29 protein-coding genes and 1 pseudogene are annotated in these 23,347 nt (G+C 66.3%); 11 read left to right on the forward strand and 19 right to left on the reverse strand.

Annotated features, from left to right (window positions below):
* The first annotated feature begins 11 nt into the window (after positions 1 to 11).
* On the forward strand, positions 12 to 776 hold the full coding sequence (locus VWN43_RS09935) for an SDR family NAD(P)-dependent oxidoreductase (protein ID WP_320181864.1): 765 nt from the start codon (positions 12 to 14) through the stop codon (positions 774 to 776).
* 10 nt (positions 777 to 786) lie between these two features.
* Here the strand turns inward: VWN43_RS09935 and VWN43_RS09940 are convergent, their stop codons facing one another.
* From VWN43_RS09940 to VWN43_RS09955, 4 genes are read right to left on the reverse strand one after another with little or no spacing between them, the layout of a single operon-like run.
* Positions 787 to 2,196, reverse strand: a complete 1,410-nt coding sequence (locus tag VWN43_RS09940; RefSeq protein ID WP_320181863.1) for an efflux transporter outer membrane subunit — start codon at positions 2,194 to 2,196, stop codon at positions 787 to 789.
* Complete coding sequence (locus tag VWN43_RS09945) at positions 2,193 to 3,176, reverse strand: efflux RND transporter periplasmic adaptor subunit (protein ID WP_320181862.1); 984 nt, start codon at positions 3,174 to 3,176, stop codon at positions 2,193 to 2,195. The genes VWN43_RS09940 and VWN43_RS09945 overlap by 4 nt, the downstream gene beginning before the upstream one ends.
* A 1-nt stretch (position 3,177) precedes the next feature.
* The gene (locus VWN43_RS09950) at positions 3,178 to 3,921 is read right to left on the reverse strand and encodes an ABC transporter ATP-binding protein (protein ID WP_263605083.1); all 744 of its coding nucleotides are present in this window, start codon (positions 3,919 to 3,921) and stop codon (positions 3,178 to 3,180) included.
* On the reverse strand, positions 3,921 to 5,054 hold the full coding sequence (locus VWN43_RS09955) for an ABC transporter permease (protein ID WP_320181861.1): 1,134 nt from the start codon (positions 5,052 to 5,054) through the stop codon (positions 3,921 to 3,923). The genes VWN43_RS09950 and VWN43_RS09955 overlap by 1 nt, the downstream gene beginning before the upstream one ends.
* Before the next feature lie 71 nt (positions 5,055 to 5,125).
* Here VWN43_RS09955 and VWN43_RS09960 point away from each other — a divergent pair, with 71 nt between their 5' ends.
* Entirely contained in the window at positions 5,126 to 5,779 is a 654-nt protein-coding gene (locus VWN43_RS09960; RefSeq protein ID WP_320181860.1) for a TetR/AcrR family transcriptional regulator, read from the forward strand.
* Here VWN43_RS09960 and VWN43_RS09965 read toward each other — a convergent pair.
* From VWN43_RS09965 to flgB, 13 genes are read right to left on the reverse strand one after another with little or no spacing between them, the layout of a single operon-like run.
* The gene (locus tag VWN43_RS09965) at positions 5,776 to 6,603 is read right to left on the reverse strand and encodes a flagellar motor protein MotB (protein WP_320181859.1); all 828 of its coding nucleotides are present in this window, start codon (positions 6,601 to 6,603) and stop codon (positions 5,776 to 5,778) included. The two genes, VWN43_RS09960 and VWN43_RS09965, sit on opposite strands and share 4 nt — an antisense overlap.
* A 1-nt stretch (position 6,604) precedes the next feature.
* Positions 6,605 to 7,468: a flagellar motor stator protein MotA gene (motA, locus tag VWN43_RS09970; RefSeq protein WP_320181858.1), complete on the reverse strand. Its 864-nt coding sequence runs from the start codon at positions 7,466 to 7,468 to the stop codon at positions 6,605 to 6,607.
* 26 nt (positions 7,469 to 7,494) lie between these two features.
* Positions 7,495 to 8,412, reverse strand: coding sequence for a flagellar hook-associated protein FlgL (gene flgL, locus VWN43_RS09975; RefSeq protein WP_320181857.1), 918 nt, complete (start codon positions 8,410 to 8,412; stop codon positions 7,495 to 7,497).
* Positions 8,409 to 9,749: a flagellar hook-associated protein FlgK gene (gene flgK, locus VWN43_RS09980; RefSeq protein WP_320181856.1), complete on the reverse strand. Its 1,341-nt coding sequence runs from the start codon at positions 9,747 to 9,749 to the stop codon at positions 8,409 to 8,411. Before flgK ends, flgL begins: the two co-directional genes overlap by 4 nt.
* On the reverse strand, positions 9,749 to 10,054 hold the full coding sequence (locus VWN43_RS09985) for a rod-binding protein (protein WP_320181855.1): 306 nt from the start codon (positions 10,052 to 10,054) through the stop codon (positions 9,749 to 9,751). The genes flgK and VWN43_RS09985 overlap by 1 nt, the downstream gene beginning before the upstream one ends.
* Complete coding sequence (locus VWN43_RS09990; RefSeq protein ID WP_253522583.1) at positions 10,051 to 11,148, reverse strand: flagellar basal body P-ring protein FlgI; 1,098 nt, start codon at positions 11,146 to 11,148, stop codon at positions 10,051 to 10,053. Before VWN43_RS09990 ends, VWN43_RS09985 begins: the two co-directional genes overlap by 4 nt.
* 11 nt (positions 11,149 to 11,159) lie before the next feature.
* Entirely contained in the window at positions 11,160 to 11,813 is a 654-nt protein-coding gene (locus tag VWN43_RS09995) for a flagellar basal body L-ring protein FlgH (protein WP_253522580.1), read from the reverse strand.
* 11 nt (positions 11,814 to 11,824) lie between these two features.
* On the reverse strand, positions 11,825 to 12,613 hold the full coding sequence (gene flgG, locus VWN43_RS10000) for a flagellar basal-body rod protein FlgG (protein ID WP_330767264.1): 789 nt from the start codon (positions 12,611 to 12,613) through the stop codon (positions 11,825 to 11,827).
* 18 nt (positions 12,614 to 12,631) lie between these two features.
* Positions 12,632 to 13,372 (reverse strand): flagellar basal body rod protein FlgF, encoded by a 741-nt coding sequence (locus tag VWN43_RS10005; RefSeq protein ID WP_253522574.1) that lies wholly within the window; start codon positions 13,370 to 13,372, stop codon positions 12,632 to 12,634.
* A 5-nt stretch (positions 13,373 to 13,377) separates the two neighbouring features.
* Complete coding sequence (locus VWN43_RS10010) at positions 13,378 to 14,190, reverse strand: flagellar hook-basal body protein (RefSeq protein ID WP_253522571.1); 813 nt, start codon at positions 14,188 to 14,190, stop codon at positions 13,378 to 13,380.
* Between the two features lie 15 nt (positions 14,191 to 14,205).
* Positions 14,206 to 14,487: a flagellar hook assembly protein FlgD gene (locus VWN43_RS10015; RefSeq protein ID WP_253522568.1), complete on the reverse strand. Its 282-nt coding sequence runs from the start codon at positions 14,485 to 14,487 to the stop codon at positions 14,206 to 14,208.
* Positions 14,484 to 14,888 (reverse strand): flagellar basal body rod protein FlgC, encoded by a 405-nt coding sequence (flgC, locus tag VWN43_RS10020; RefSeq protein ID WP_320181853.1) that lies wholly within the window; start codon positions 14,886 to 14,888, stop codon positions 14,484 to 14,486. Before flgC ends, VWN43_RS10015 begins: the two co-directional genes overlap by 4 nt.
* A gap of 2 nt (positions 14,889 to 14,890) precedes the next feature.
* A complete protein-coding gene (gene flgB / locus VWN43_RS10025; protein WP_253522563.1) occupies positions 14,891 to 15,238 on the reverse strand; it encodes a flagellar basal body rod protein FlgB in 348 nt (115 codons plus the stop codon).
* 184 nt (positions 15,239 to 15,422) lie between these two features.
* Here flgB and VWN43_RS10030 point away from each other — a divergent pair, with 184 nt between their 5' ends.
* From VWN43_RS10030 to VWN43_RS10070, 9 genes and pseudogenes are all read left to right on the forward strand, one after another.
* Positions 15,423 to 16,079, forward strand: coding sequence for a MotA/TolQ/ExbB proton channel family protein (locus tag VWN43_RS10030; RefSeq protein ID WP_320181852.1), 657 nt, complete (start codon positions 15,423 to 15,425; stop codon positions 16,077 to 16,079).
* Positions 16,076 to 16,519, forward strand: coding sequence for a hypothetical protein (locus tag VWN43_RS10035; RefSeq protein ID WP_320181851.1), 444 nt, complete (start codon positions 16,076 to 16,078; stop codon positions 16,517 to 16,519). The genes VWN43_RS10030 and VWN43_RS10035 overlap by 4 nt, the downstream gene beginning before the upstream one ends.
* A 54-nt stretch (positions 16,520 to 16,573) precedes the next feature.
* Positions 16,574 to 17,089, forward strand: a complete 516-nt coding sequence (locus VWN43_RS10040) for a flagella basal body P-ring formation protein FlgA (RefSeq protein ID WP_320181850.1) — start codon at positions 16,574 to 16,576, stop codon at positions 17,087 to 17,089.
* Positions 17,090 to 17,168: 79 nt separating this feature from the next.
* The gene (locus tag VWN43_RS10045; protein WP_320181849.1) at positions 17,169 to 17,456 is read left to right on the forward strand and encodes a flagellar biosynthesis anti-sigma factor FlgM; all 288 of its coding nucleotides are present in this window, start codon (positions 17,169 to 17,171) and stop codon (positions 17,454 to 17,456) included.
* Positions 17,453 to 17,788: a hypothetical protein gene (locus VWN43_RS10050; RefSeq protein WP_253522547.1), complete on the forward strand. Its 336-nt coding sequence runs from the start codon at positions 17,453 to 17,455 to the stop codon at positions 17,786 to 17,788. Before VWN43_RS10045 ends, VWN43_RS10050 begins: the two co-directional genes overlap by 4 nt.
* 77 nt (positions 17,789 to 17,865) lie before the next feature.
* Positions 17,866 to 18,720 carry a transglycosylase SLT domain-containing protein gene (locus VWN43_RS10055; protein WP_320181848.1) on the forward strand — a complete coding sequence of 285 codons (855 nt, stop codon included), beginning with the start codon at positions 17,866 to 17,868 and terminating at the stop codon, positions 18,718 to 18,720.
* 65 nt (positions 18,721 to 18,785) lie between these two features.
* A pseudogene (locus VWN43_RS10060) lies at positions 18,786 to 20,821 on the forward strand (flagellar biosynthesis protein FlhA).
* Positions 20,818 to 21,543, forward strand: a complete 726-nt coding sequence (locus VWN43_RS10065) for a sigma-70 family RNA polymerase sigma factor (RefSeq protein WP_320181847.1) — start codon at positions 20,818 to 20,820, stop codon at positions 21,541 to 21,543. Before VWN43_RS10060 ends, VWN43_RS10065 begins: the two are co-directional and overlap by 4 nt.
* A gap of 138 nt (positions 21,544 to 21,681) precedes the next feature.
* Complete coding sequence (locus VWN43_RS10070; protein WP_320181846.1) at positions 21,682 to 22,086, forward strand: hypothetical protein; 405 nt, start codon at positions 21,682 to 21,684, stop codon at positions 22,084 to 22,086.
* Between the two features lie 22 nt (positions 22,087 to 22,108).
* Here the strand turns inward: VWN43_RS10070 and VWN43_RS10075 are convergent, their stop codons facing one another.
* Together VWN43_RS10075 and VWN43_RS10080 are read right to left on the reverse strand one after the other, a co-directional pair.
* The gene (locus tag VWN43_RS10075; RefSeq protein ID WP_320181845.1) at positions 22,109 to 22,777 is read right to left on the reverse strand and encodes a response regulator transcription factor; all 669 of its coding nucleotides are present in this window, start codon (positions 22,775 to 22,777) and stop codon (positions 22,109 to 22,111) included.
* Positions 22,778 to 22,954: 177 nt separating this feature from the next.
* The gene (locus VWN43_RS10080) at positions 22,955 to 23,347 is read right to left on the reverse strand and encodes a flagellar protein FliS (protein ID WP_253522533.1); all 393 of its coding nucleotides are present in this window, start codon (positions 23,345 to 23,347) and stop codon (positions 22,955 to 22,957) included.

Consider the following 23,347-nt stretch of genomic DNA (forward strand, 5'->3'; position numbering starts at 1 on the left):
AGGAAACCACCATGTCGCCATTCGACCTGACCGGGAAAGTCGCCATCGTCACCGGATCGAGCCGCGGGATCGGCCGCGCCATTGCCGAGGGCCTCGCGGCGCAGGGCGCGCGCGTGGTCATCTCGAGCCGCAAGCAGGATGCCTGCGAGGCGGTCGCCGCCGAAATCAACGCCGCGCATGGCGATGGCAGCGCCGTCGCGATCGCAGCCAGCATTTCGGAAAAGGCACAGCTCGAGGATCTGTTCGTGCAGACCGCCGCCCAGCTCGGCCCGGCCGATATCCTCGTCTGCAATGCCGCGAGCAATCCCTATTACGGGTCGATGGACGGGATCGCCGACGAGCAGTTCCGCAAGATCCTCGACAACAATGTCCTGTCGAACCACTGGCTGATCCAGCTTGCGCTGCCCCATATGCGCGAAAAGGGCGACGGGGCGATCGTGATCATCAGTTCGATCGGCGGCTTGCGCGCCTCGACCGAGATCGGCGCCTATTGCATCTCCAAGGCGGCCGACTTCCAGCTGGTGCGCAATTACGCCGCCGAGAACGGCAAGCACGGCATCCGCGTCAACGGCATCGCACCGGGGCTGGTCAAAACCGATTTTGCCAAGGCGCTATGGGAAAATCCGCAGGCATTGGCCGCGACTGAAAAGGCATTGCCGATGCGCCGGATTGGGGAGCCGGGCGATATTGCCGGCGCCGCGGTCTACCTGTCCTCGCCCGCCGCCCGGTGGACCACCGGCCAAACCATCGTTGTCGATGGCGGGGCGACGATCTAGCGCGGTGGCATCAGGGTAGTTCGCTGCCGCCGAGCGCCTGCCACAGCACCACCCGCGCCCGCTGCGCCCGGCCCCGCGCTGCCGCCGCACGCTCGCCGCTGGCATCAGCGGCGCGGCGCGCCTCGAGCACTGTCAGGAAATCGGCGAGCCCGGCTTCGTAGCGGGTATTCGCGAGACGCGCGGCGCGTTGCAGATTGGCCGCTTCCTGCGCCACCGCTGCGGCTTCGCCATCGGCTGCCGCGACCAGCCCATATCCCGCCTCGGCATCGCCGAAGGCGGTAAAGACCGCGCCGCGATAGCTCTCGAAGGCCAAGCGCTTTTCCGCTGCAGCGCCGTCGATCTCGGCCTGCACCCGCCCGAAGTCGAGCAAGGGTCCGGCGATCGTCGCGGCCAGCGAGCCGACGACCGATTCGCTGTCGAAAACATCGCCGATTCCGAAGGCGAGCAGGCCGATCGCGCCCGAGAGGTCGAACACCGGGAAGCGGCGGCGCGCGGTCGCAGCCAGTTCGGCATCCTGCGCCACCAGCGTGGCGGCGGCGGCGAGCACGTCGGGCCGATTGGCGAGCAGCGCGGAAGGCAAGGTTGCAGGCGGTGCGGGCACATCGGTGACAGGCTCACCCAGCGCCAATGCGCTGCGGACCTGCGCCCCGCCCTGCGCGGTCAGTGTCACCAACCGGCCCAGCAGCCGCGCGCGTTCGCTTTCCAGCGCGGCGAGACGGCTCCGCGAACTGGCGGCAGAGCTTTCCGCGCGGACCCGGTCGAAACCGGGCGCAATGCCCGCACGCTCGCGCACACCGGCGAGCCGCGCCAGTTCCTCCGCCGAGTCCAGATCGTTGCGCACTTCCGCCTCGCGCGCCTGCAGCGTGCGCCAGTCGATCACCGTCGCGGCAATTTCGGCGAGCAGCGCGCTGCGCACAGCGCGTGCGCTGGCATCGGCGGCATCGACCCGTGCCAGTGCGGCGCGCTCCTGCGCGCGTAGGCGGCCGAACAGGTCGAGATCCCAGCGCGTGGTCAGATTGGCCGCATAGGACACGCGTTCGGTCTCCAAACTCACCCCGGTCGGCAGGCTTCCGCCGAAGGAATTGGGATTGGTCCGCGTACCGGTGACCGAAGCTTCTACGCCCACGGCGGGCAGGCGCTCGGCTCCCGCGCGGTCGGCCCCGGCGCGGGCCTGCTCGACGCGAGCCGCGGCTTCGGCGAGCGTGGGAGACGACGCGAGCGCCTGCGCCGCCAGCGTATCGAACGCCGGATCGCCGACGGGCAAAAGCTGGGCCAGCGCGGTGCCGACAGGCGCCTCGGGAGCGAACAGGAAGCTGTCGGGCAGGACCGGAACGGGAGTTGCGACTTCGCGCGGCGGCCCGCCGACGCAGGCGGCCAGCGACAACGCACTGGCGACCATCAGGAGCGCGCGGGGTTTCATTCTTCGGCTCCCCGCGCGGCGATATAGGCATCAACCTGCTGGCCCACGCGGAACAGCCCGTCCGCCTCCGGCAGTTCGTAGATCACTTGCAACACGCGAACATCGACGCGTTCGGCCGCGCTGTTGGTGAGCGAGCGCTTGGGCACCACCCGCGGTTCGGCGCGGACGAACTCGGCCTCGACCTGCCGGTCCGCAGCGCCGCGCGGGCTGACCGTGGCAGGGGCGCCAAGCTGGAGCCGCGGGGCCTGTTCCTCATCGATGTCGATGCGCACATGCAGCGGCTGGGTCTGGCCCATCTCGATAAAGGGCTGCGAGCCGCCGCCGCCCATTGTGCTGACATATTCGCCCTTGCGGATATTCACCGCGAGAATTTCGCCCGCGATCGGTGCGCGAACGGTCAGCCGCGCGATTTCGGTCTGCGCCGAACCCGCACGCGCCTGCGCGGCCTGCAAGCGTGCCTGCGCCAGCCGGGCGCGTTCATTGGCCGACGCTGCCTCCCCCTCTGCGCGGATGACTTCGGCGCGGCTGACCGCGGCGGGATCCTCGACATTGCGATACAGCGCAAGCTGGCGCGCGGCGGTGGCGCGTGCGCTTTGCGCTTCGGAAATCGCCGCGCGGGCTTCGGCAATCGCGGCATTGGCTTCGCGCAATTGCGCGCGGACCGCCCGGTCGTCGACCGTGAACAGCACGTCGCCTTCTTCGACGCGGTCACCCGGCTCGACCAGCAGTCCGGTGATCAGTCCCGACAGCGCCGAGCCGATCTGGATGGTTTCGCTCGACGGCTCGACCACCCCGGCGCCTGCGACACGGGCCTCGGCGGCGAGGTTTGCCGGTGCATGCGGCGGTTCGCGGCCCGGTTCGGACAGCTCGCGGTCGGGCAGGCCGACCAGGATGAAGATCACTGCGGCAACCAGGCCGACCAAGGCGACCACCGGCAGGGTCTGGCGCGAGAAGCTGAGGTTGTTCCAGTCGAGAGCCATGTCAGTGTCCTTCGGGCATATCGCTGCCGTCGTGGGTGATCCGCCCGTCTTCGAGCACGAGGATGCGGTCGGCGAGGTCGAAAATGCGGTTGTCGTGGGTGACGATGATGCAGGCGCGATCGGGCGCGACGGCAACTTCGCGCAGCAGGTCCATCACCCGGCGCCCCGAAGAGGCATCGAGCGCGGCGGTGGGTTCGTCGCACACCACCAGCCGCGGTTCGTGCACCAGCGCGCGGGCGATCGCGACGCGCTGCTGCTGGCCGCCTGAAAGCTGGCGCGGCAGCTTGTCAGCCTGATCGCCGATGTTGAGCTTCTCGAGCATGGCGACCGCCCGTGCCCGCGCCTCCAGCCGGTCCATTCCCTGCGCGATCAGCGGGACGGCCGCGTTGCTGGCGGCATCGATGGAGGGGATGAGATTGTACTGCTGGAAGATGAAGCCGATGTTCTGCAGGCGAAATTCGACGAGCGCGGTGTCGTCGAGTTCGTAAATGTCGGTGCCGAAGACCTTCACCTCGCCCAGTGTCGGCCACAGAATGCCGCACATGATCGAGATCAGCGTGGTCTTGCCCGACCCGCTTTCCCCCACCAGGAAAGTCAGCTCGCCCGCGCGGATATCGAGGTCGATGCCGTGCAGCACGGTAATCGTCTGCTGCCCCGCCTGGAAATCGCGCGTGACGCCGCGCGTGCAGATTGCCGCGTCGGGCTTGCAGCCGCCGATGGCGCTGGTGTCCAAGATCGTCCCCATCAGCGGAACACCGAAGCGGGTTCGGTGCGCAGCACATTGCGCAGCGCCAGCCAGCCGGTCAGCGCAAGGATCAGGAACACCGCGACCATGCTGATCAGCGGAATCTGCCAGGGAATATAGAATCCCTTGAAGGTCGGATTGGCGGAAAAGCCCCAGATGAAGAACACCGTACCGAGCACGCCCAGCCCATAGCCGATCAGCCCGACCAGCCCCGCCTGTACCGCCACCATCCGGCGGATCTTGCGGTTGGTCACCCCGATCGCCTTGAGCGCGCCGAACTGCTTGATATTGTCGCGGATGAACAGGCTGAAGGTCAGCCCGACAATGGCCACGCCGACAATAAAGCCAAGCAGGACGGTGATCCCGAAATTGAGCGGGATGCCCGTATTCTCGATTATGAAGTCGATCCCGTCCTGCGCGAATTCGTCGCGCGTCTGCGCTTTCAGCCCGGTTTCGCGTTCGATCCGTTCGGACAGGGCTTTGGCCTGCAGCGGATCTTCGGCGCCCACCAGCACGAAGGACAGGCGGTTGCGCGTTCCGGGGACGTAATTCAGCGCCTGGCTGTATTTTGTGTAAAGCACCACCGTGCTGGTGAAGCTGGGCGTGGCATCGGCGATCCCGCGGATCACCGCGCGCTGGTCGTTGAGTTCGAGCCGTTCGCCGATCGGCGACTGGCCGGGGAACATGCGAGTGGTGCCGACATCGTCGATGATGACGCTGTCGGGCTGCGACAGGACATCGGGCGAGCCTTCGATCATGCGCTTGGGCAGGCCGATCAGCGTGGCATCATCGACCCCGATCACCGCGACCCCTTCGAGATCGCCATCCTTAGTGCGTACGCTGGCCTGCGCGCGGATATGCGGCACTGCCCAGCCCACCCCGGGCACGCTGCGCACCTTGTCGAGCGCAGTGGAAGGCATGGCATAGGCGACGTCGGTCGTCCGGCTGACCGGGTCCATGACCCAGATATCGGCGCTGGAGACATTGTAGACGCCGCTGGCGCCGCGCTCGATCAGATTGACGAAAATGGTCAGCTGCTGGGTGATCAGCAGCGTCGAAAAAGCGATTCCGAAGACCAGCCCATAGAACTTCTGGGCATCTCCGGTGAGCATCCTGATCGCGATCCAGAGCACGTTCGCTTGCCTTCGCCTGACCATTCGTCCATTATTGAACGAGGACGTTCAATTGAACGGAGGCGTTCAGATTGTCAAGTAACGAACCGAAGCGCACCGGGCGTCCGGCCGACGAGGCCAAACGCGAGGCGATCCTGGCCGCCGCGGCCGCCAGCTTCTTCGAGCACGGGTTTGCCGCCAGTTCGATCGAGCAGATCGCAGCTGATGCGGGCGTTTCGAAAGTCACGATCTACAACCGGTTCGGCGACAAGCGCGCGCTGTTTGCGGCGGCAGTCGAGGTCGAATGCGAACAGATCCGGGGCAGCCTGCAAGTCCCCGAGGTCGCCTCGGGCAGTCTGCGCGATCGGCTGACCGCGGTGGGCGAGGCGATGGTCGCGTTCACGTCGCGGCCCAAGATGGTCCAGTTCGAACGGCGCATCGCGGCCGAGACCGAGCATGACCCGGCGGTTGGCGCAGCCTTCCTCGAGGCCGGCCCGCATCGCATGAAGGAGTCTTTCGCGGCGCTGATCGCCGCGATGCACGAAACGGGGGAAGTCGATGTCGCCGACCCCGCGCTCGCCGCCGAGCAGTTCGCCGGCATGTGCAAGGGAATGGGCGATCTCGAACGCCGCTTCGGCGCGCCCGCCGACCCGCAGCGCAATCGCGAGCGGATCGCCGGCGCAGTCGAGGTATTCTGCCGCGCCTATGCCCGCGACCCGTCCTGCGAGACCGAGGCGGGGAGCTAGTTCTCCAGCGAGATCGAGATCCGGCGGTTGCGCGGATCGGTGGGATCGCCCGCGATCAGCGGTTCGGTATCCGCGACCCCTTCGATCCGGCGGAAGCGCTCGCGCGCAATCCCGTGACGGATGAGATCCTGCCGCGTCGTTTCCGCGCGCCCGGCCGACAGCGACCAATTGTTGACCCGCGTCGGATCGCGATATTTGAGCGCATCGGTATGGCCGCGCACGGTGATCTTGCCGCCTTCGGGCGCGATCGCTTCGGCGACGAGATCGAGCAGGTCGCGCGCATCGGTGGTGAGGACCGTCGTGCCGAGCGAGAACATCGAGAAATCGGCATCATCGACCAGGTCGATCCTAATGCCGGTGGTGGTGTTGATCATCCGCACCTGGCGCATCAGCCGCTTGAGCCGTTCGCGGTCGGCGACCGCTTCGGTCACGCGCTGCTGGATACGCTTGATGCTCGCCGCGCCTTCCTTGGGCCCACCCGTGGCATCGCGCGGAACGGTCAGCGTCTGGGTCCCCGTCTGCCCCGCGGCATGCGGGTAGTTATCGACGTCGACGAGCGACGACCCGCCCAACACGCCGTCGGCGCCCGCGCTTTGTTCCTTGGTCTTCACCAGCGTCGGAGTGAAATAGTCCGCCAGCCCCTTGCGCTGGTCCTCGGTGGTTGCACCGAGCAGCCAGAGCAGCAGGAAGAACGCCATCATCGCGGTGACGAAATCGGCATAGGCGACCTTCCAGGCGCCGCCATGATGACCCGCCTCGACGACGGTCACCTTCTTGACGATGATCGGGGCCGGATCGTTGCGACCCGCGGCGGAGCTGGCCATCCTACCTACCCCGCAGCGCGTCGAGGAGTTCGTTCAGCCCCGGCCGCACCGTATGGCCCAGACCCGACCGCGCGCTTTCCACCACCAGCGGCTGCGGATGGCCGTAGAGCGAGGCGATGATCACCTGCTTGACCGCGTGGAAGATCTGTTCGTCCTGCTCGAGCACCTGCTTGAGCCGGCCGGCGAGCGGGCCGACGATACCATAGGCAAGCAACACGCCGAGGAAGGTGCCCACCAGCGCCGCGCCGATCATCTTGCCGAGGATTTCAGGCGGCTTGTCGATCGAGCCCATGGTTTTCACCACGCCCAGCACCGCCGCGACGATGCCCAGCGCGGGGAGCGCATCCGACAGCGTTTCAAGATTGTGCTGCGGTTCGCGCAATTCGTGGAAATGCGTCTTCATCGCATTGTCCATCACCTCTTCGACCGCATGAGTTTCCAGCGTGCCCGACGACACCACCAGCAGCGTCAGCGTGTCGCAGATCAGCGCGATGAGCGCGGTATTCTTGAGCAAATTGGGATAGGCGCTGAACACGGTGGAATTTTCGGGTTCCTCGAGATGGCTTTCGAGCGCCACGGGCCCATCGTTCTTGAGCATGCGCATCAGCTGCGTGGTCAGGGCGATCGCATCGATATGGTCCTGCTTGTCGTGCTGGGGCCCCTTGAAGATCTTCCCGAAAGCACGGCCGATCGCCTTGAGCCCGTCGAGCGAATTGCCCGCGACCATCGCGCCGATCGCGGCGCCGCCGATGATCAGCATTTCATAGGGCATGGCGGCCATCACCGGGCCGAGCGCGCCGCCGCTGAGCATGAAGCCGCCAAACACCATGACGAGCAGAACAACGATGCCGATAATCGCGTACATTTGAAAAATTCCTTCCGAAGGCGCGATCAGCGCAGCATTGAGAACAGCGAGAGATTGGCGAGGCGCACGAAGCTGGCCTGGGTCGCCTCGAGAACCGTCAGCGTTTCCTGCAGCCGGCTCATGGTCACCGCGATATCCGCGCCGCCGACGCTCGTGCGTTCGTCGGCAATGCGTTCGGTGTTGATTTCGCGGCGCTCGGTCATGAGGTCGATCCAGTTGAGCCGCGAGCCGACGACGGTCTGCGCCGTAGTCACCTTTTCAAGCCCCCGGTCGAGATCGGCGAGCGCCGCCGAACTGGCATCGGCTGCCGCCTGGCCGCCGCCTGCCAGCGCAATCGCGAGGCCATCGAGCACTGCGAACAGATCGGTCGGCCCGGAGGCGGCGTCGAACTGGAAGATTTCCGGCCCGGTCAATCCGGGGATCACCGATTGCCCTTCGCCGATTTCAAGCGGCGTGACGGCGGCGGTGCCGACGAATTGCACGCCATTGCCGCTGCCATTGTCGACATAGGCCTGGCCCGCAGCCTGCCCCCCGAAGAGCGCGTGCCCCGTGATGTTGCGGCTGTTGCCGAGCAGCACGAGGTTTTCGCGCAGGCTCGCCACTTCCACGCCGATGGCGGCGCGCTGGTCATCGTTGAGCGTGCTCACTGTCGCCTGCACGGCCAGTTCCCGCACCCGCATGACGATATCGGCAATCGAGCTGAGTGTCTGGTCGGTAAGCGCGAGATCGGCCTCGGCGAGCTCCGAATTGCGCGTGTCGACGCTGGTAATGCGTTCGGTGCGCGCGAGCATCCGCAACCGCGCAGCGGCCACCGGATCGTCCGACGAGCGTTCGAGCCGTTCGCCTGTCCCGATCTGCTGCTGCAGCGTTTCGGCCTGCGCGCGCAGGCTGCCGATCTGGCGGGTGCTGCGTTCGTAGAACGCCCCGGTGCTGAGATTGATCATCGCCCGATCCCCAGGAGAGTGTCGAAGATATCGCTGGCCGCCTGCATCGCCCGCCCCGAGGCCTGGAAGGCCTGCTGGAAGCGGATCAGATTGGCGGCTTCGGAGTCGAGATCGACGCCCGATTGCTGTTCGAGCGAGATGCGCGCGGAGGACGCGATCGTTTCGAGCGCGCTCTGCGTGACATTGCGCCCCGCGACCTTGCTCGACACGTCGAACAGGATCCCGCTGAGCTCCTGCGCCGGATCGAGCGCGGCCAGCGACTGGCGCAGCGCGTTGAGATTGGCATCATCGCGGCTGGAGGCCCCCGCCCCTGCGGGCGCCGTCGCCAGACCGCGGCCCTCGCTCATGACGACGCGCAGCGTTCCGGCGGTACTACCAGAGAAGATCGGTTGCCCCTGCGTGCCGTCGAGCGCGACGCCCGCGGCCTGCGCATTGTTCACTGCATCGGCAATGGTCGCCGCGACCGTATCGAGACGGGTGCGGACCGCCGCCAGTTCGGTCAGCGCGAGCGATGCGCCCGCGAGGCTGCCCGAACCCGGGCTCACCGCCTGGCCGTCGACTGCGAAGCTGAGCGTTCCGTCGGCAGCCGTGGCCGAAGACAAGGTCCCCGCATTGCCGCCCTGGACGAAACTGCGCGGGGGATTGGTGCCCAGCGAAACCGCGACGGTTCCGTCTGCAGCGAAACTCGTCGTGAGCGCGGTGAAGCCCGACAGGCGTTCGAGCAACTGGTCGCGTTGGTCGAGCAGTGCCGCGCGGTCGCTGCTGCCGCTGCCGGCGCGCGTCAGCCGCAGGTTCACCCGCGCCAGTTCGCCGCCGATGATGTTGGCATCGGATATCTGCGCTTCGGCATCGAAGCGCAGGCCATCGCCCACCGCATCGAAGCCCGAGGCGGTGATGTTGAACTTGTTCGCCAGCGTCGAGGCTTCGGCGACCACTGCGGCACGCCGCGAGGGATCGACCGGATCGCCGGCAAGCTGCTGGAGCGCGGCTTCGAATTCAACGATCGAGGTGAACACGCCCGATTGTTCGAGCGCGCTTTCCATATTGCTCAGGCCCGTTAGCTCGACATTGGCGCGCGCGAGATCGCCCGAGGTGCGGCGCACTTCGCCCTGGAGGAAGGCATCGGCATTGCGGCGGATTTCCGCGACACGCGCACCCGACAGCGAGATATCGCCGATCCGCCCCGCCCCGCCCGAGGCCGAGACTTCCTCGATCCGCAGGCTGCGCCGGACATAGCCGTCGCTCGACGCATTGGCGATGTTCTGAGCGGTAACGTCTAGCGCCCCACGCGCCGCGCGCGCGCCGCTGGCGGCGATAGAGAGGAGATCGGAGGCCATCAGCGGTCACCCTGCGGGAGGAAATGCGCCAATTGCTGTTCGATCGCATGGGCGAAGCCAAGCTGGCCGGATTCGGCCGTGACTTCGGCGAAGCGCGCATCGCGCATCTCGCGGAAGGTTTCCTCGCCTTCGCCGCCGAACAGATCGTTGCCGCCGAAATCGGTGCTGCGCGCGCTCGACAGCATCTGCCGCAGCAGGATCGCTTCGAACTGCTGCGCGGCCTGCCGCAATTCCTCGCGGATCGGCGAGGCTTCGCGTTCGGGCAGCGGCGTCGCACCGGCCAGATTGATGGGGTAAGTCGTCATATGATCACGAGCTCCGCGGTCAGCGACCCGGCCTGTTTGAGGCCTTCGAGAATGGCGACCAGATCGGCCGGGCTGGCCCCGAGCGCGTTGAGCGCATCGACCACTTCGGCGAGCGAGGCACCGGGGCCGACGCGCGACACGACGCTGCCCTCCTGGCGCGCGGTGATCGTGCTGTCGGGTTCGAGCGCGGTCTGGCCGCGGGTAAAGGGTTCGGGCTGGACCACGAGCGGGTTCTCGTCGATCCGCACCACCAGGCTGCCATGGCTGATCGCCGCCGGCGCCAGCCGTACCGCGCTGGAGATGACGATGGTGCCGGTCCGGCTGTTGATCACCACCTTGGCCGCGCGTTCGGCCGGGTTGATGTCGAGCATTTCGATATCGGCCATGATTTGCGCGCGCGTGTTGGCGCCCGGGGGCAACATCAGCGCCAGCGTGACGCCGTCCTCGACCAGCGCCATCCCGGGATAGACGGCGTTGATCGCATCGCGCACACGCGAGATGGTGAGGAAATCGGCTTGGTAGAGGTTCCAGCGCAGCACTTCGGTGAAATCGAAATTGCTCGCCACCGCCTGTTCGACGCTCGCGCCGTCGGCAATGCGGCCCACGGTCGGGACATTGACCGTCAGCTTCGATCCGTCCTGCCCCGATACACCCAGACCGCCGACCGCGAGGTTGCCCTGCGCCATCGCGTAGATCTGTCCGTCGGCCCCATAGAGCGGGGTCATCACCAGCGCGCCGCCGCGCAGCGACTTGGCCTTGCCCATGGTCGAAACGGTCACATCGATCCGCTGGCCGGGCTTGGCGAAGGCAGGCAATTCGGCAGTGATGATCACCGCGGCCGCGTTCTTGAGCGCCGGATTGACCCCTGGCGGAAGCTGCAGGCCGAGACGGCCCGACACGCCGCGCATGGCCTGGGTCGCATAGGCGAAATTGTCATCGCCCGACCCGTCGAGCCCGACGACGATGCCATAGCCGGTGAGCTGGTTCGAACGGACCGACTGGAACTGGCCGAGGTCGCGCACGCGCTCGGCAGCTGCCGGAACCGGCAGCAGCGCGAGCAGGGCGACGAAGAAGAGAGCGAAACGGCGGATCATGGTGACTATCCTCAGAAGGGCGAAATCGCGCCGAAGAAGCGCGACAGCCAGCCTTCGCGGCTGGCGCGCTGGACCGAACCGGCGCCCGAATAGGAAATCCGCGCATCGGCCACGCGGATCGACGGGATCCGGTTGTCCTGATCGATATCGGAGAGGCGGATGATGCCCGAAAGCTGCACCCATTCCTCGCCCTGGCTCAGCTGCATGACCTTTTCTCCGCGCACCAATGCCGTTCCGTTGGGACGGACCTCGGCAATGGTGACGGTCAGGTCGGCCCGGATCGAACTGGCCTGAGAGGCATCGCCCGATCCCTTGAACGACGCGCGGCCCGAGGCATTAAGGTCGCTGTCGTCGATGCCGACGAATTCGGGCAGCGACAGGCCGATACTGCCATCGCGCTTGGTCGAACCGCTGGTCGATTTGGACGTCTGCGTCCGCTCGACCAACACGATGGTGACGATGTCGCCAACCCGCGCTGCGCGGTTGCCGTAATAGAGCGGCGCATAGCCGTGGCTGGCCTGGTAGATGGCCCCGTCGTGATGGCGCGCCGGCGCGGCCTGGGGTGCGGGCGGAAGGACCGCAGCGAACCCTTCGGGGCGCGAGGCGCCGCCGCCGCAGGCGGCCAGGGCGAGTGTCAGCGGGGCAAGACAGAAAGCGGATTTCATGGCGAACGTCCTCACAGCGTCTGGTTGGCGTTGCGCAGCATTTCGTCGACGGCGGAAACCATCTTCGAGCTGATTTCATAGGCGCGCTGGCATTCGATCATCTCGACCAGCTCCTCGACGATATTGACGTTCGAGGCTTCGAGCATGCCCTGGCGTAAATTGCCGCGACCGTTCTCGCCGCCCGGCGCCAGTTCGGCTGCGCCGCTGGCAGCGGTTTCGACGAGGAAGTTGTCGCCGATCGCCTGCAGGCCTGCGGGATTGGTAAAGCGGGCCACCTGGATCTGGCCGAGCTCGGCAGGTTCGGCCTCGCCGGGGATCGCTGCCGACACGGTGCCGTCGGGCGAAACCGCGACCGCGGTCGCGCCTTCGGGGATGGTGATCGCCGGCTGGACGGCATAGCCCTGCTGGGTGACCAGCTGCCCTTCGGCGGACTGGGTAAAGTTGCCTGCGCGGGTGTAGCCAATGCGGCCACCGGGCAGTTCGACCTGGAAATAGCCATCGCCGTCGAGCGCGAGGTCATAGGCGTTTCCGGTGGTGCTGAGCGCGCCCTGCGTCATGATCTGGCTGGTCGACTGGACCGCCACGCCGGTACCGAGGTTGAGCCCGGCGGCATAGGCGGTTTCGCCCGACGAGCGCTGGCCCGCGACCCGCGCATCCTGATAGGCGAGCGTGGCGAAATTGGCGCGGTCGCGCTTGAAGCCGGTGGTGCCGACATTGGCGAGGTTGTTGGCGATGACGCGCATGCGCAGATCCTGGGCCTCGAGCCCGGTGCGGGCGACCTGAAGGGCTGAAGTGGGCATGGTCTATCCTTTCCCTGATTAGCCGAGGCGCATGAGCTGCGCGCCGCTTTCGTCGATTTCGCGTGCGGTCGCGATGACCTTGCTGCGCATGGCGAAGAGGCGCTGGGCATCGATCATCTCGACCAGCACTTCGGTGGTTTTGACATTGGAGCCTTCGACCGCGCCGACTGTGACGGTGGCCGCTTCGTCGGTCGGCAGGATGCCGCCGCCTTCGACCCGGAAGAGGCCGTCGAGCCCCTTGCTGATCGGTGAGCCCTGCCACGCCGCCAGCTTGATCCGGCCGATTTCGGCGGGTGGCTGGTCGGGCGTGGCGGGATCGGCCAGCGTAATCGTGCCGTCGGGCGCGATCGCGGGAAAGCCGGTCGGCGGAATGGTGATCGGGCCGGTATCGCCGAGCACCGGCAGCCCCTCGCCATTGACGAGCAGGCCGGTGGCCGAAACCGACAGGTCACCGCGCCTTGTATAGGCTTCGGTCCCGTCGGTCGCCTGCACCGCCATCAAGGCATCGGTCGCCATCGCGATATCGAGATCGCGCCCGGTCTGGACGATTTCGCCTGCGGCCATATTCGCGCCGCGCACGCGGGCGGTCTGCATCGCGCGCGCCTCGTTGGGCTGGCCCTCGATGGTGACGGCGCGCTGGTCGAGCATTTCGGCACGGAACCCGAGCGTGTTGGCATTCGCCATATTGCTCGCGATGACGCGCTGGCTGTCCATCGACGCCCGCATGCCCGAAAGCGCGGTATGGATGAGGCGGTCCATCGCGATCAGGTCCGCAGGTTGATGACGGTCTGCGAGATCTGGGTCGCGGTGTCGATCGCCTTGGCATTTGCCTGGAAGTTACGCTGGGCGGTAATCAGCCCGACGAGTTCCTCGGCGATGTCGACGTTCGAACGCTCGAGCGCGCCCGAGAGCAGCGAGCCATTGGCGCCCGAGCCGGGCGAGCCGTAGCTTGCCGGACCCGACAGGCCGGTGCCTTCCCAGTTGGCCGAGCCGACCTTCTTGAGGCCGGTAGGCGAAATGAAGTTGGCCAGCGCGACCCCGCCGACCGGCTCGACCGAACCGTCGGTATAGGAGGCCTGGACCACGCCCGTGCTGGAGATGGTAACCCCGGCGAATTCGGCGCCCGCGGCATTGGTCTGCGGGACCGCGGCATCGCTGATCGCGTTGCCCGTCACTGCGCCATTGGCGTCGACCGCGAACAGCTGCAGCCGGTTGCCCGCACTGTCGGCGATATGCCCGGTCTCGGTCATCGTGAACGAGCCTGCGCGGGTATAGAGCGTCGAGCCGTCGGCGGGCGAGCGCATGGTGAAGAAGCCATCGCCGGTCAGCGCGAGATCGAGCGCCGAACCGGTCTGTTCGACCGGGCCGAGCGAGAAGTTCTGCGTGATCGATTCCACCGAGGCGCCGATCCCCTGGATCATGCGCGGGTTGGTCAGCGCCGAACCGGCGACGATTTCGGAAAATTCGGTGCGGCTGCGCTTGAAGCCGTAGGTTTCCGAGTTGGAGATATTATGCGCGATCACGCCAAGCGAGGTCTGCGCATTCTTCATGCCGTTGAGCGAGGTATAGAAGGACATCGAATGTCTCCCTGGTCAGATTTCGGTGGCGGTCTGGGTGGTGACGATCAGCTGGTCGAGCTTGTCCGCGATCTGCTCGAGCATGGCATTGGTTTCCGACACGCCGGCGAGCGAGGAGAACTGCGCCATCTGGGCGAGCATTTCCTTGTTATCGACCGGATCGAACGGGTCCTGCTGCTGCATCTGGACGGTCAGCAGGCGCAGGAAATCGCCCTGCCCCAGCGCGTCCATGCCGCGGCCGGATGTGGAAGTGGTGGAAGCGACCGGCGAGGTCGTCTGGGTGGTTATGGTGGTCATTTCATTCTCATCGTTTCGAGCATGAGCTGCTTGGCGGTCGACATGGCCTCGACCATGTTGCGGTACTGGCGCGAGGCTTCGAGCATCTCGACCATCTCGGCGTTCTCATCGACGGGGGCTTCCCAGACATCGCCGTTCTCGTCGGCGAGCGGGTGGCCCGGATCGTGGCGGCGGATCGGCGCGACATCTTCGCGCACCACCCCGCCGACGCGGACCGACGACAGGCCCGAAGCACGGTCGAGCTCCTGCTCGAACACGGTGCGCATCGGGCGATAGGCTTCTTCCTCGCTGCCCGAGACCGAACCCGCATTGGCCAGGTTCGACGCCGCGGTGTTCATCCGCACGAGCTGCGCGGACATGGCGCGGTGGCCAACCTCGAAGAAGGATGTGGGGCCCGCCATCGTCATTCGCCCCGGATCGCGCGAGTGACGGTTTCGACCCGTCCGCGCAGGAAGTTGAGCGTGGCGGTATAGGCCACCGCGTTTTCGGCGAAGGCCGCCTGTTCGGTCGACATCTCGACGGTGTTGCCGTCGAGGCTGGCCATGGTCGGGATACGGTACTGGATCGCGCCATCGGTCGCGCGGTCGGCCTGCGCGCCGCCAAGGCGTGCCTGCAGCGCGGCCGCAAAGTCCACGTCGCGGGCCTTGTATCCCGGTGTCGCCGCATTGGCGATATTCGAACCGAGCACACCCATGCGCTGCGACCGGATCTCCAGTGCCGCCCCGTGAATGCCGAACAAACCTTCGCTCATGTGAGCCTCCGCAAAAATATACGGGAGATGTTCAGCAAGGGGCGTGCCAAAACCCGATTGCCGGGCCCCGGCAGGCGAAACCGGCAGGATGTGGCAAGGCCTTGCCGGAAAGCGGCAAAGTTCGGCTGCCGCATAAATCCTGCCCGGTTCGCGCCGTTCTGGGTCGGCAAGGAGTAGCTACCCCATGTTGGAAACCTGGTTCGATCCCGCAGCGATCGCCATCGTCCTCGTCGGCACGCTCGTCGCCACGCTGCTGCGTTGCGGTGTGGCGGACAGCCGCATCGCCATCGCCGCACTGCGCGGATTGTTCGAACGGGCGTTCGACGTGACGCGCGCCAAGAGCGAACTGGCCCTGCAGATCCGCGAGATTGCCGATGACGGCTTTATCCGTGCCGAACCGCATCATTTCGGCGATAGCGAATTCGACAGCCTGTCCGATCTGATCATCAGCCAGCGCTCGATCCAGTCGCTTCACGGCGAACACCAGAAATTCAAGGAAGCGCGGCTGGCCAATGCGCAGACCGCAGTGCGCGTATTCGACTGTGCGGCGGAACTGGCGCCGGTGCTGGGTCTCGCGGGCACGCTGATTGCGCTGGGCCAGGCGCAGGGCGCGGCAGCGCAGGATACCGGCCTGGTCGGCGCCATCGCCATGGCGGTCGTCACCACGCTGTACGGCCTCCTCGCCGCGAATTTCCTTTTCGCCCCGCTGGGCGCCGCAGTTGCGCGCAAGTCGCGGCAGGAAGAGCGCGACCGCGATGCGGTTCTCGAATGGCTCGCCCGCGGGATCCGCCAGACCGGCGTGGCCGGCGGCACCCCGCACAGCGAACGCGAAGCGGCATGATCCTGCGCGCGGCTTCGGGCTGGCAGACGGTAACTGCGGACCTCGCGCTGATCCTGTTTCTGATCACGGCACAGGCGGTGCGCGAGCCTGCCGCTCCGTCGCCGCAGGAGGAGACCGAGGTCGAGGCTGAGGCCGATACCGCGGAACCCGCGCCGGTGGCATCCTCCGCGCTTGCGCTGCACAAGCCTGCCAAGGGCGAAAGCGTAGAGGAATGGCTGCTCGCCGCGGTCACCGACGAGCGGCAGGTGGCGACGATTTCGATCGGCTATGCACCCGGGCAGCGTGAAGAGGCCCTTGCCGAGGGCGAGCGTCTGCTGGCCGAAGCCGAGGCCGCAGGCGTCGCCGCCCGGCTGATTGCCATGCCGAACAGCTCCGACGACATCCTGGTGTCGGTCGATTACCTCCGTCCGGCGCCGGATGGCACGAACCTTGCTCCATAACCGCGAAGACCCCCATGCCGGGGGTGGTTTCGCGAACCGGAGTCAGGATCGACCATGCGTCACACATTGCCCCTAACACTCGCCGCCGCGCTTTTTGCAAGCGCCGCCGCCGCCGCAGCGCCGATGGACCTGTCGATCATCGACCGCGCGGTCACCGATTTCACTGGCGCCGATGTCGGCCAGCCAGGAGGCGCCAAGCTGCCCGTCGACCGCCGCCTTCGGCTGACCGCCTGCCAGGCGCCGCTCGACCTGCAATGGTTCGGCCGTGACCAGCGCTCGGTCCAGATCGCTTGTCCGACTGCCGGCTGGCGCATCTATGTAGCGGTCGATGGCGGTTCGGGCAGCGGCCGCTACGCCGCCGCCCCCGAATATGGCGAAACGATCATCTCGCGCGGCGAGAACGTCAGCATCCTCGTGCGCGGCAAGGGGTTCACCCTCACCCGGCAGGGGGCTGCCGTCGAGGACGGCGCGCGCGGCGAATGGATCAAGGTCCGCGCCACTGGGCAGCGCACCGAAACGCTGCGCGCCATGGTGATCCGCCCGGGCCAGGTCGGCATCGATTTGCCGTAAGCGGCAAAATTATTGCCGGGGAGTTAAACCCGCGCATCGATCGCCGTTCTGTTGGTCAACCAGCTTATGGAGCGAAACGATGCGTATTGTCGGATTGCCGGAATTCTCGGGAGCAGTGGTGCGTCCAGGCGCAGCCATTACCCCTGCCGGAAAGGTCTCTCCCGCGCAGAAGGTGGCCACCGAAGCGCAACAGACCGAAGCCCCCATAGCGACATCGCGCGTTTCCGCCGGCCTCGAGGGCCCTGTCGACCACGACCGCGTGGCCGATATCCGCAAGGCGCTGGAAAGCAATTCCTACCCGCTGATCCCGACCGAGATCGCCGATGCGATCATCGCTGCGGGCATGTACGGAAAGGTCGGGAAATGACCCGCAAACAGCAGACACTGGCTACCCTGCAACAGATGCTCGCACTTTTGCAGGGTGAGCGGCAGGCGCTTGCCGCTCTCGACCTCGATCGCATCGTCGCCTGCACCAATGGCAAGCTCGACCTGTGCGCCAAACTGGACGTGGTCGAGCAGGACAGCCTGGATGAAGAATGCCTCGGTGTGCTCGACGCGGTGCGCCGCCTCAACGAGATCAACCGCCGCCTGCGCAACCTGATCGCCAGCAATGTCCAGAATCGCCTCGGCGCACTGGCCGGCAGTAGCGAACCCTACGCCGCGCTGCCCCGCCAGGGCATCAGCGTCGCGCTCGCCTGATAGCGGCGCCAATTCCTAGCCAGGAAATTTGGCACGGACCTTGCTGAACAACCGGGAACGCAATTCCCGGAGGTTTCGTGCCTACAGTCAGTCCAGTCCAGAATGCCGATGTGCAGGGTGCCATCGCCCGCGCCGCGACGCGGACGGGTGTCGATTTCGATTACCTGCTGGCGCAGGCGCGGCTCGAATCCGGGCTCGACCCCAGCGCCAAGGCCCAGACCTCGAGCGCGTCGGGTCTCTATCAGTTTATCGATTCCACCTGGCTGCGCACGCTCGACCGGCATGGCGCCAAACATGGCATGGACTGGGCCGATGCGGCGATCGCGCCCAATGGACGCGTGGCCGATACCGCCACGCGCCAGCAACTCCTCTCGCTGCGCTACGATGCCGATGCCTCGTCGCTGATGGCGGCGGAGCTGACGCGCGAAAACGCCGCGGGCCTGCGCTCCAGCCTGGGGCGCGACGCCGAACCGGCGGAACTCTATCTCGCGCATTTCCTCGGGCTTGGCGGCGCGCAGAAATTCCTCGGCGCGCTGGGCAGCAATCCCGACCAGTCGGCCGCGGCGCTGATGCCCCAGGCCGCGCGTGCCAACCGCTCGATCTTCTACAGCGGCGGATCGCCGCGCTCGGTCGGCGAAGTCATGACGCTGATGCGCGACAAGGTATCGGCAGCTTATGGCGACATGCCGATGCCCACCGGCGGCAATCGCGTAGAATTCGACCCGGCCCGCTTTGCCGCCCATGCGCCCGCCAGTACCAGCCGGCCCAGCCGCGGCAGCCTTGCGCTGCCCGCCCTGCCCGGACCCGGCGGCCCGCGCCCGTCGATGGCCGACACGCTGCGCACGACCTTTGGCGAAGGAGGCGCCGGCGCAGGCCGCGCGAATGACCATATCGCCGCCGCCTACGGCAAGTTCAGGGCGTTCGGCCTGTGAACCCGCTCCGCTTCATCAACCCCGGCCTCGCGCTGCCGATCGGGATCCTGACGATCATCCTGCTGATGGTCGTCCCGATCCCGGCAATGCTGCTCGACGTCTTCTTCGTGCTCAACATCGCCTTGTCGGTGTCGGTCCTGATGGCCGCCATGAACGCGCAGAAACCGCTCGATTTCTCCTCCTTCCCCTCGGTCCTGCTGTTCGCCACGCTGCTGCGGCTCGCGCTCAACGTGGCATCGACGCGGATCGTGCTGCTCAACGGGCATGAAGGCGGCGCTGCCGCGGGCAAGGTCATCGAGGCCTTCGGCGCCTTTCTCATCGGCGGCAATTTCGCGGTCGGTATCTTCGTCTTCCTGATCCTGATGATCATCAATCTGATGGTCGTCACCAAGGGCGCGGGGCGCGTCTCCGAAGTCTCCGCCCGCTTCACGCTGGATGCATTGCCCGGCAAGCAGATGGCGATCGACGCCGATCTCGCCGCCGGGCTGCTCACCGCCGACGAAGCCAAGGCCCGCCGCCGCGAAATCGCCACGGAGGCCGATTTCTACGGTTCGATGGATGGTGCCAGCAAATTCGTGAAGGGCGATGCGGTCGCCGCGCTGCTGATCCTGCTGATCAATGTGATCGCAGGCCTGGTGCTGGGCATGTCCACCCACGATCTTTCGGCGGGCGACGCAGCCAGCTTCTACATCACGCTGGCGGTCGGCGATGCGCTGGTCGCTTCGGTCCCGGCACTGCTGCTGTCGATCGCCGCCGCGGTTATCGTCACGCGGGTTTCCGATGCGCGCAACCTGACCGACCAGATCAGCGGGCAATTGTCCGATCCGAAGATCTGGCTGCCGGTCGCCTGCATCCTGTTCATCATCGGCTGCATTCCCGCGATGCCGCAATCGATCATCCTGCCGCTGGCGGCGGGGGCGTTCTGGCTGTGGCACAGCCTGCGCAAGCGGGAAGAGGCGGAATTCAACGTTCCCGAGGCGGTGGTCATCCCCGATCCGGCGCATATCGCGATCGACGAGGTCACCGACCAGACGCTGGTTACCATCCAGCTTGGCTATGGCCTTATCCATCTGACCGACGAGAAACATGGCGCCACGCTGATCGCGCGGCTGACCGGGCTGCGCAAGCAAATGTGCCAGACCTTCGGCTTCATCGTGCCGCAGTTCCGGATCGAGGATAGTTTCGAAGTCGATCCCGACAGCTACCGGATCACGCTGGGCGGCGCGGCGATCGGCGGCGGCAAGATCAAGCCGCACCATCTACTCGCCATCGATACGGGCGATGTCATGCACTCGCAGGCGGTCCCCGGCGAAGCGACGATCGACCCCAGCTTCGGCTGCCCCGCGCTGTGGATCGACGCGGGCTCGCGCGACCTTGCGGTGGCCGAGGGCTATCTCGCGGTCGATCCCGAAAGCGTCATCGCCACGCAGATCCACCAATTGCTCGCCGTCAGGGCGCAGGATTTGCTCGGCCCCGACCAGGTCCGCGACCTGATCGACCATTTGCGTGGCCGCCATGGCCAGCTGATCGAAACGATCACCCCGCAGCCGCTGTCGCTCGCGGCGGTGACTCGGCTGCTCAAGGCGCTGCTCGCCGACGGAATTTCGCTGCGTCATTCGCTGCGGGTCTTCTCTCGAGCCTTTCGCTCGCGGCGCAGCAGACTACCGAGCACGACCGCCTGATCGATATCGTCCGTGCCGACCTGGGTGCGATGATCGTCGCCGAAGCCTGCCCGCCCGATGCCAAATTGCCGGTCATCACGCTGGCCGCCCAGCTCGAAGACATGGTCGTCGGCGGGCTGCAGGACCCGGCTTCGGGCGAAATCGTGATCGAACCCGACCTCGCCCGCTCGATCGGCGAGCGTATCGCCACCATCGTGGCACAGCGCGATCCTGCCGCAACCCGGCCCGCGCTGATCGTCCAGCCGCGCGCCCGCCGCGCGCTGACCGCGCTCCTGCGCCTGCGCGCACCGCACTGCCTGGTGCTGTCGATCAACGAACTCCCCGCTGCCCAGCCGATCGAAGTGATCGCGGTGGTCGGCGACGAAGCACCCGCCCAACCTGCCCAACTCGGCCATGAAACGGAGGCCCTCGCGGCATGAAGTACGACCACTCCCATTTCAAAGCGCAGCGCGCCTATGCGAGCGAGATCAACGAGCGGATCGGAAACTTCCTGCCGATGGTCCGCAAGCTGGCCTGGTATTACGAAGGCAGTTGCGGCGCATCGGTCGATGTCGACGATTTGCTCCAGGCGGGAATGATCGCGCTGACCGAATGCGCGCAGCGCCACGACCGGCCGGGCGAAGATGGCTTTGCCGCCTATGCCAAGATGCGCGTGCGGGGGGCGATGATCGACCTGTTGCGCGGGCAATCGCCGCATGCGCGCGGTGCAGCAGCGCAGCGCCGGCGGATCGATGCGACCATGGACCGCCTGCGCAGCGCCTTGGGGCGCGATCCCTCGGCCGAGGAGATGGCGCAGGAACTGCATGTTTCAGTGGGGGAATATCACGATATGCGAACACAACTGGCGACGCGGGTCGTGGATCTGGAGGACTGTTATTCGGACTCCAATCCGGCCTTCGGTTCGACCGAGCCCGATGCCGAGGCGCGGCTGCTCGAAGCCGATGACCGGACGGCGCTCGCCGAAGCCATCGCACAGCTCCCCGAGCGGTTGCAGCTGATCGTGAAGCTCCATTTCATCGAGGAGCTGAACCTGACCGAAATTGCCACGGTGCTCGATGTCAGCGTTCCGCGTGTTCACCAGCTCAAATCATCCGCGCTGGCGAAGCTCCAACTCGCCATTGTCGAACGCTCCAGCGATTAACAATTGCTAAACGGTGTATGGCTACCGCCGCGAAATCGGTGCGGAATTTGGGGTCCAGCCGGTGACATGGGTCTTAGTGAAGGTGTAATGACACCGCGTCGCGCCCTCTTCAGGGCTCGTCCGTTGGGGAAGCAAGAAATGTCACTCTGGGAAACCAGGATCCTGACTTTTGTCGAGGCCTGTTCGGTCGGTGGGTTCGGAGCCGCTAACGAAGCGATCCTGGCCCTGGCCGATATTCTCGATGAAGCCCCCGAGGAAGTCGCGCCGATCATCTCGCCCCGCGCCAGCCGCGAGCGCTTGATCCAGCTGATCGAGGTCGATGCGCATATCTGCGCCGCCATGGAACTTGTCGGCCCGCTCTGCGGAATCCTCGTATCCCGCTCGCCGATCGGCTCGTCCTCGGGACTGGTGAAGATCGTCGACGAGGTCGAGGAAGGCAATTTCTTTGCCGCCGATCCGGCGGTGGCGCTGCTTGGGGCCTATGGCCGGGCGCTGGTTTCGGTCATGACCTCGGGCACCATACCCAGCGACGTCGACAGCTAATCCTGGCCTATCGGAAGACGGGCTATTGCAGGACCCGAGCAGGAGCGGGACTATTGCCCCCTTCGCCCCCGCGGCCCGATGGGCTCGCAAAGGCCTGCGCTGCTCCGCAAGCGCCGCCTTCGACCGCCACCCGGATCGCCTGCGTCGCAGTACGCACGTCGAGCCGAACCATCAGATTGGCGCGATGCGCCTCGACGGTGCGCGGACTGATACCCAGATAGCGGGCGATTTCCTTGCTCGTGCCATAGTCCAGCATGCAACCGAGTACCTGGCGTTCGCGATTGCTGAGTGTGTCGAGCCGCCGCCGCGCCGTGCTGGCGCGTTTGCGCTGCGCGAGCCGGGCCGCGAAACTGCCCTGCAGCTTGCCGTATTCGGCCATGATCTCCGCCGGGTCGATGGGAAAGCCGACATAGGAGGCGGCTCCCGCCTGCATCGCCCGGACGACGCGCTGGATGTCCGGCTGGTGGGCATAGGCGATCACCGGCAGCCACGAACGCTGCTCCAGCGCCTCGACCAATTGCGCCATATCGCCGCGCTCGTCGCAGTACAGAACCAGCCCCTGCGAGGGCATGTGCTCGGCAAACTCCGCCACGGTCTCGAACGGTTCTGAGTGAATCCGGCAGTCCATCAGCAGGCGGCACACTTGCGCCCTGCGCGCCGCGGCACTGTCGATCACGAAAACCTTCAACATTCAGGAAGTCCCAGGAAACAAACGCACGATCCGGCCAGCCCCAACTGGCGCGGGTCTCGGGGTTCGCTTGGGATGCACAAGGTGCGCGAATCCATCGAGACCGCGGCCACGATACAATTGCTCTGCGCGGTTTGCGATTGCGACGTTCTCCGTTTCGGAGATCGCGCGTGACGCCGGTCAGGCCTGCATCGTGCCCTGTTTCGCAGCCCGGAAGGCAGCGGAAATTTCGCGCAGATCGCCGCGTAGCTGCGCGATTTGCTCCAGATCGATGGCGCGGATCGAATCGAGCAGCATGCTTTTCGCCGCACCGTAGAATTGCGCCAGGCTCTCGGCCATTTCGGCTTCGCGGTCGATCCCGATCTCCAAAGCGGTCAACGCGGTGACGCAGCGCGTCAGCACGCGGCTGCGCGCGGCGCGGTCGTGGCGCGATTCGGCGATTTCGAGCAGGCCCAGATTGTCGATCAGATCGTCGAGGCAGAACAAGACGAGGTCGTCGCGCCCGCTGGCGATCAGCCGGGCTTCGAAATTGCTTTGCCGGTAGGCATCGCCGGGTCGGGCACGGGCCAGCAT

Source organism: Qipengyuania sp. HL-TH1 (genome assembly GCF_036365825.1).
Taxonomy (GTDB): Bacteria; Pseudomonadota; Alphaproteobacteria; order Sphingomonadales; family Sphingomonadaceae; genus Qipengyuania; species Qipengyuania profunda.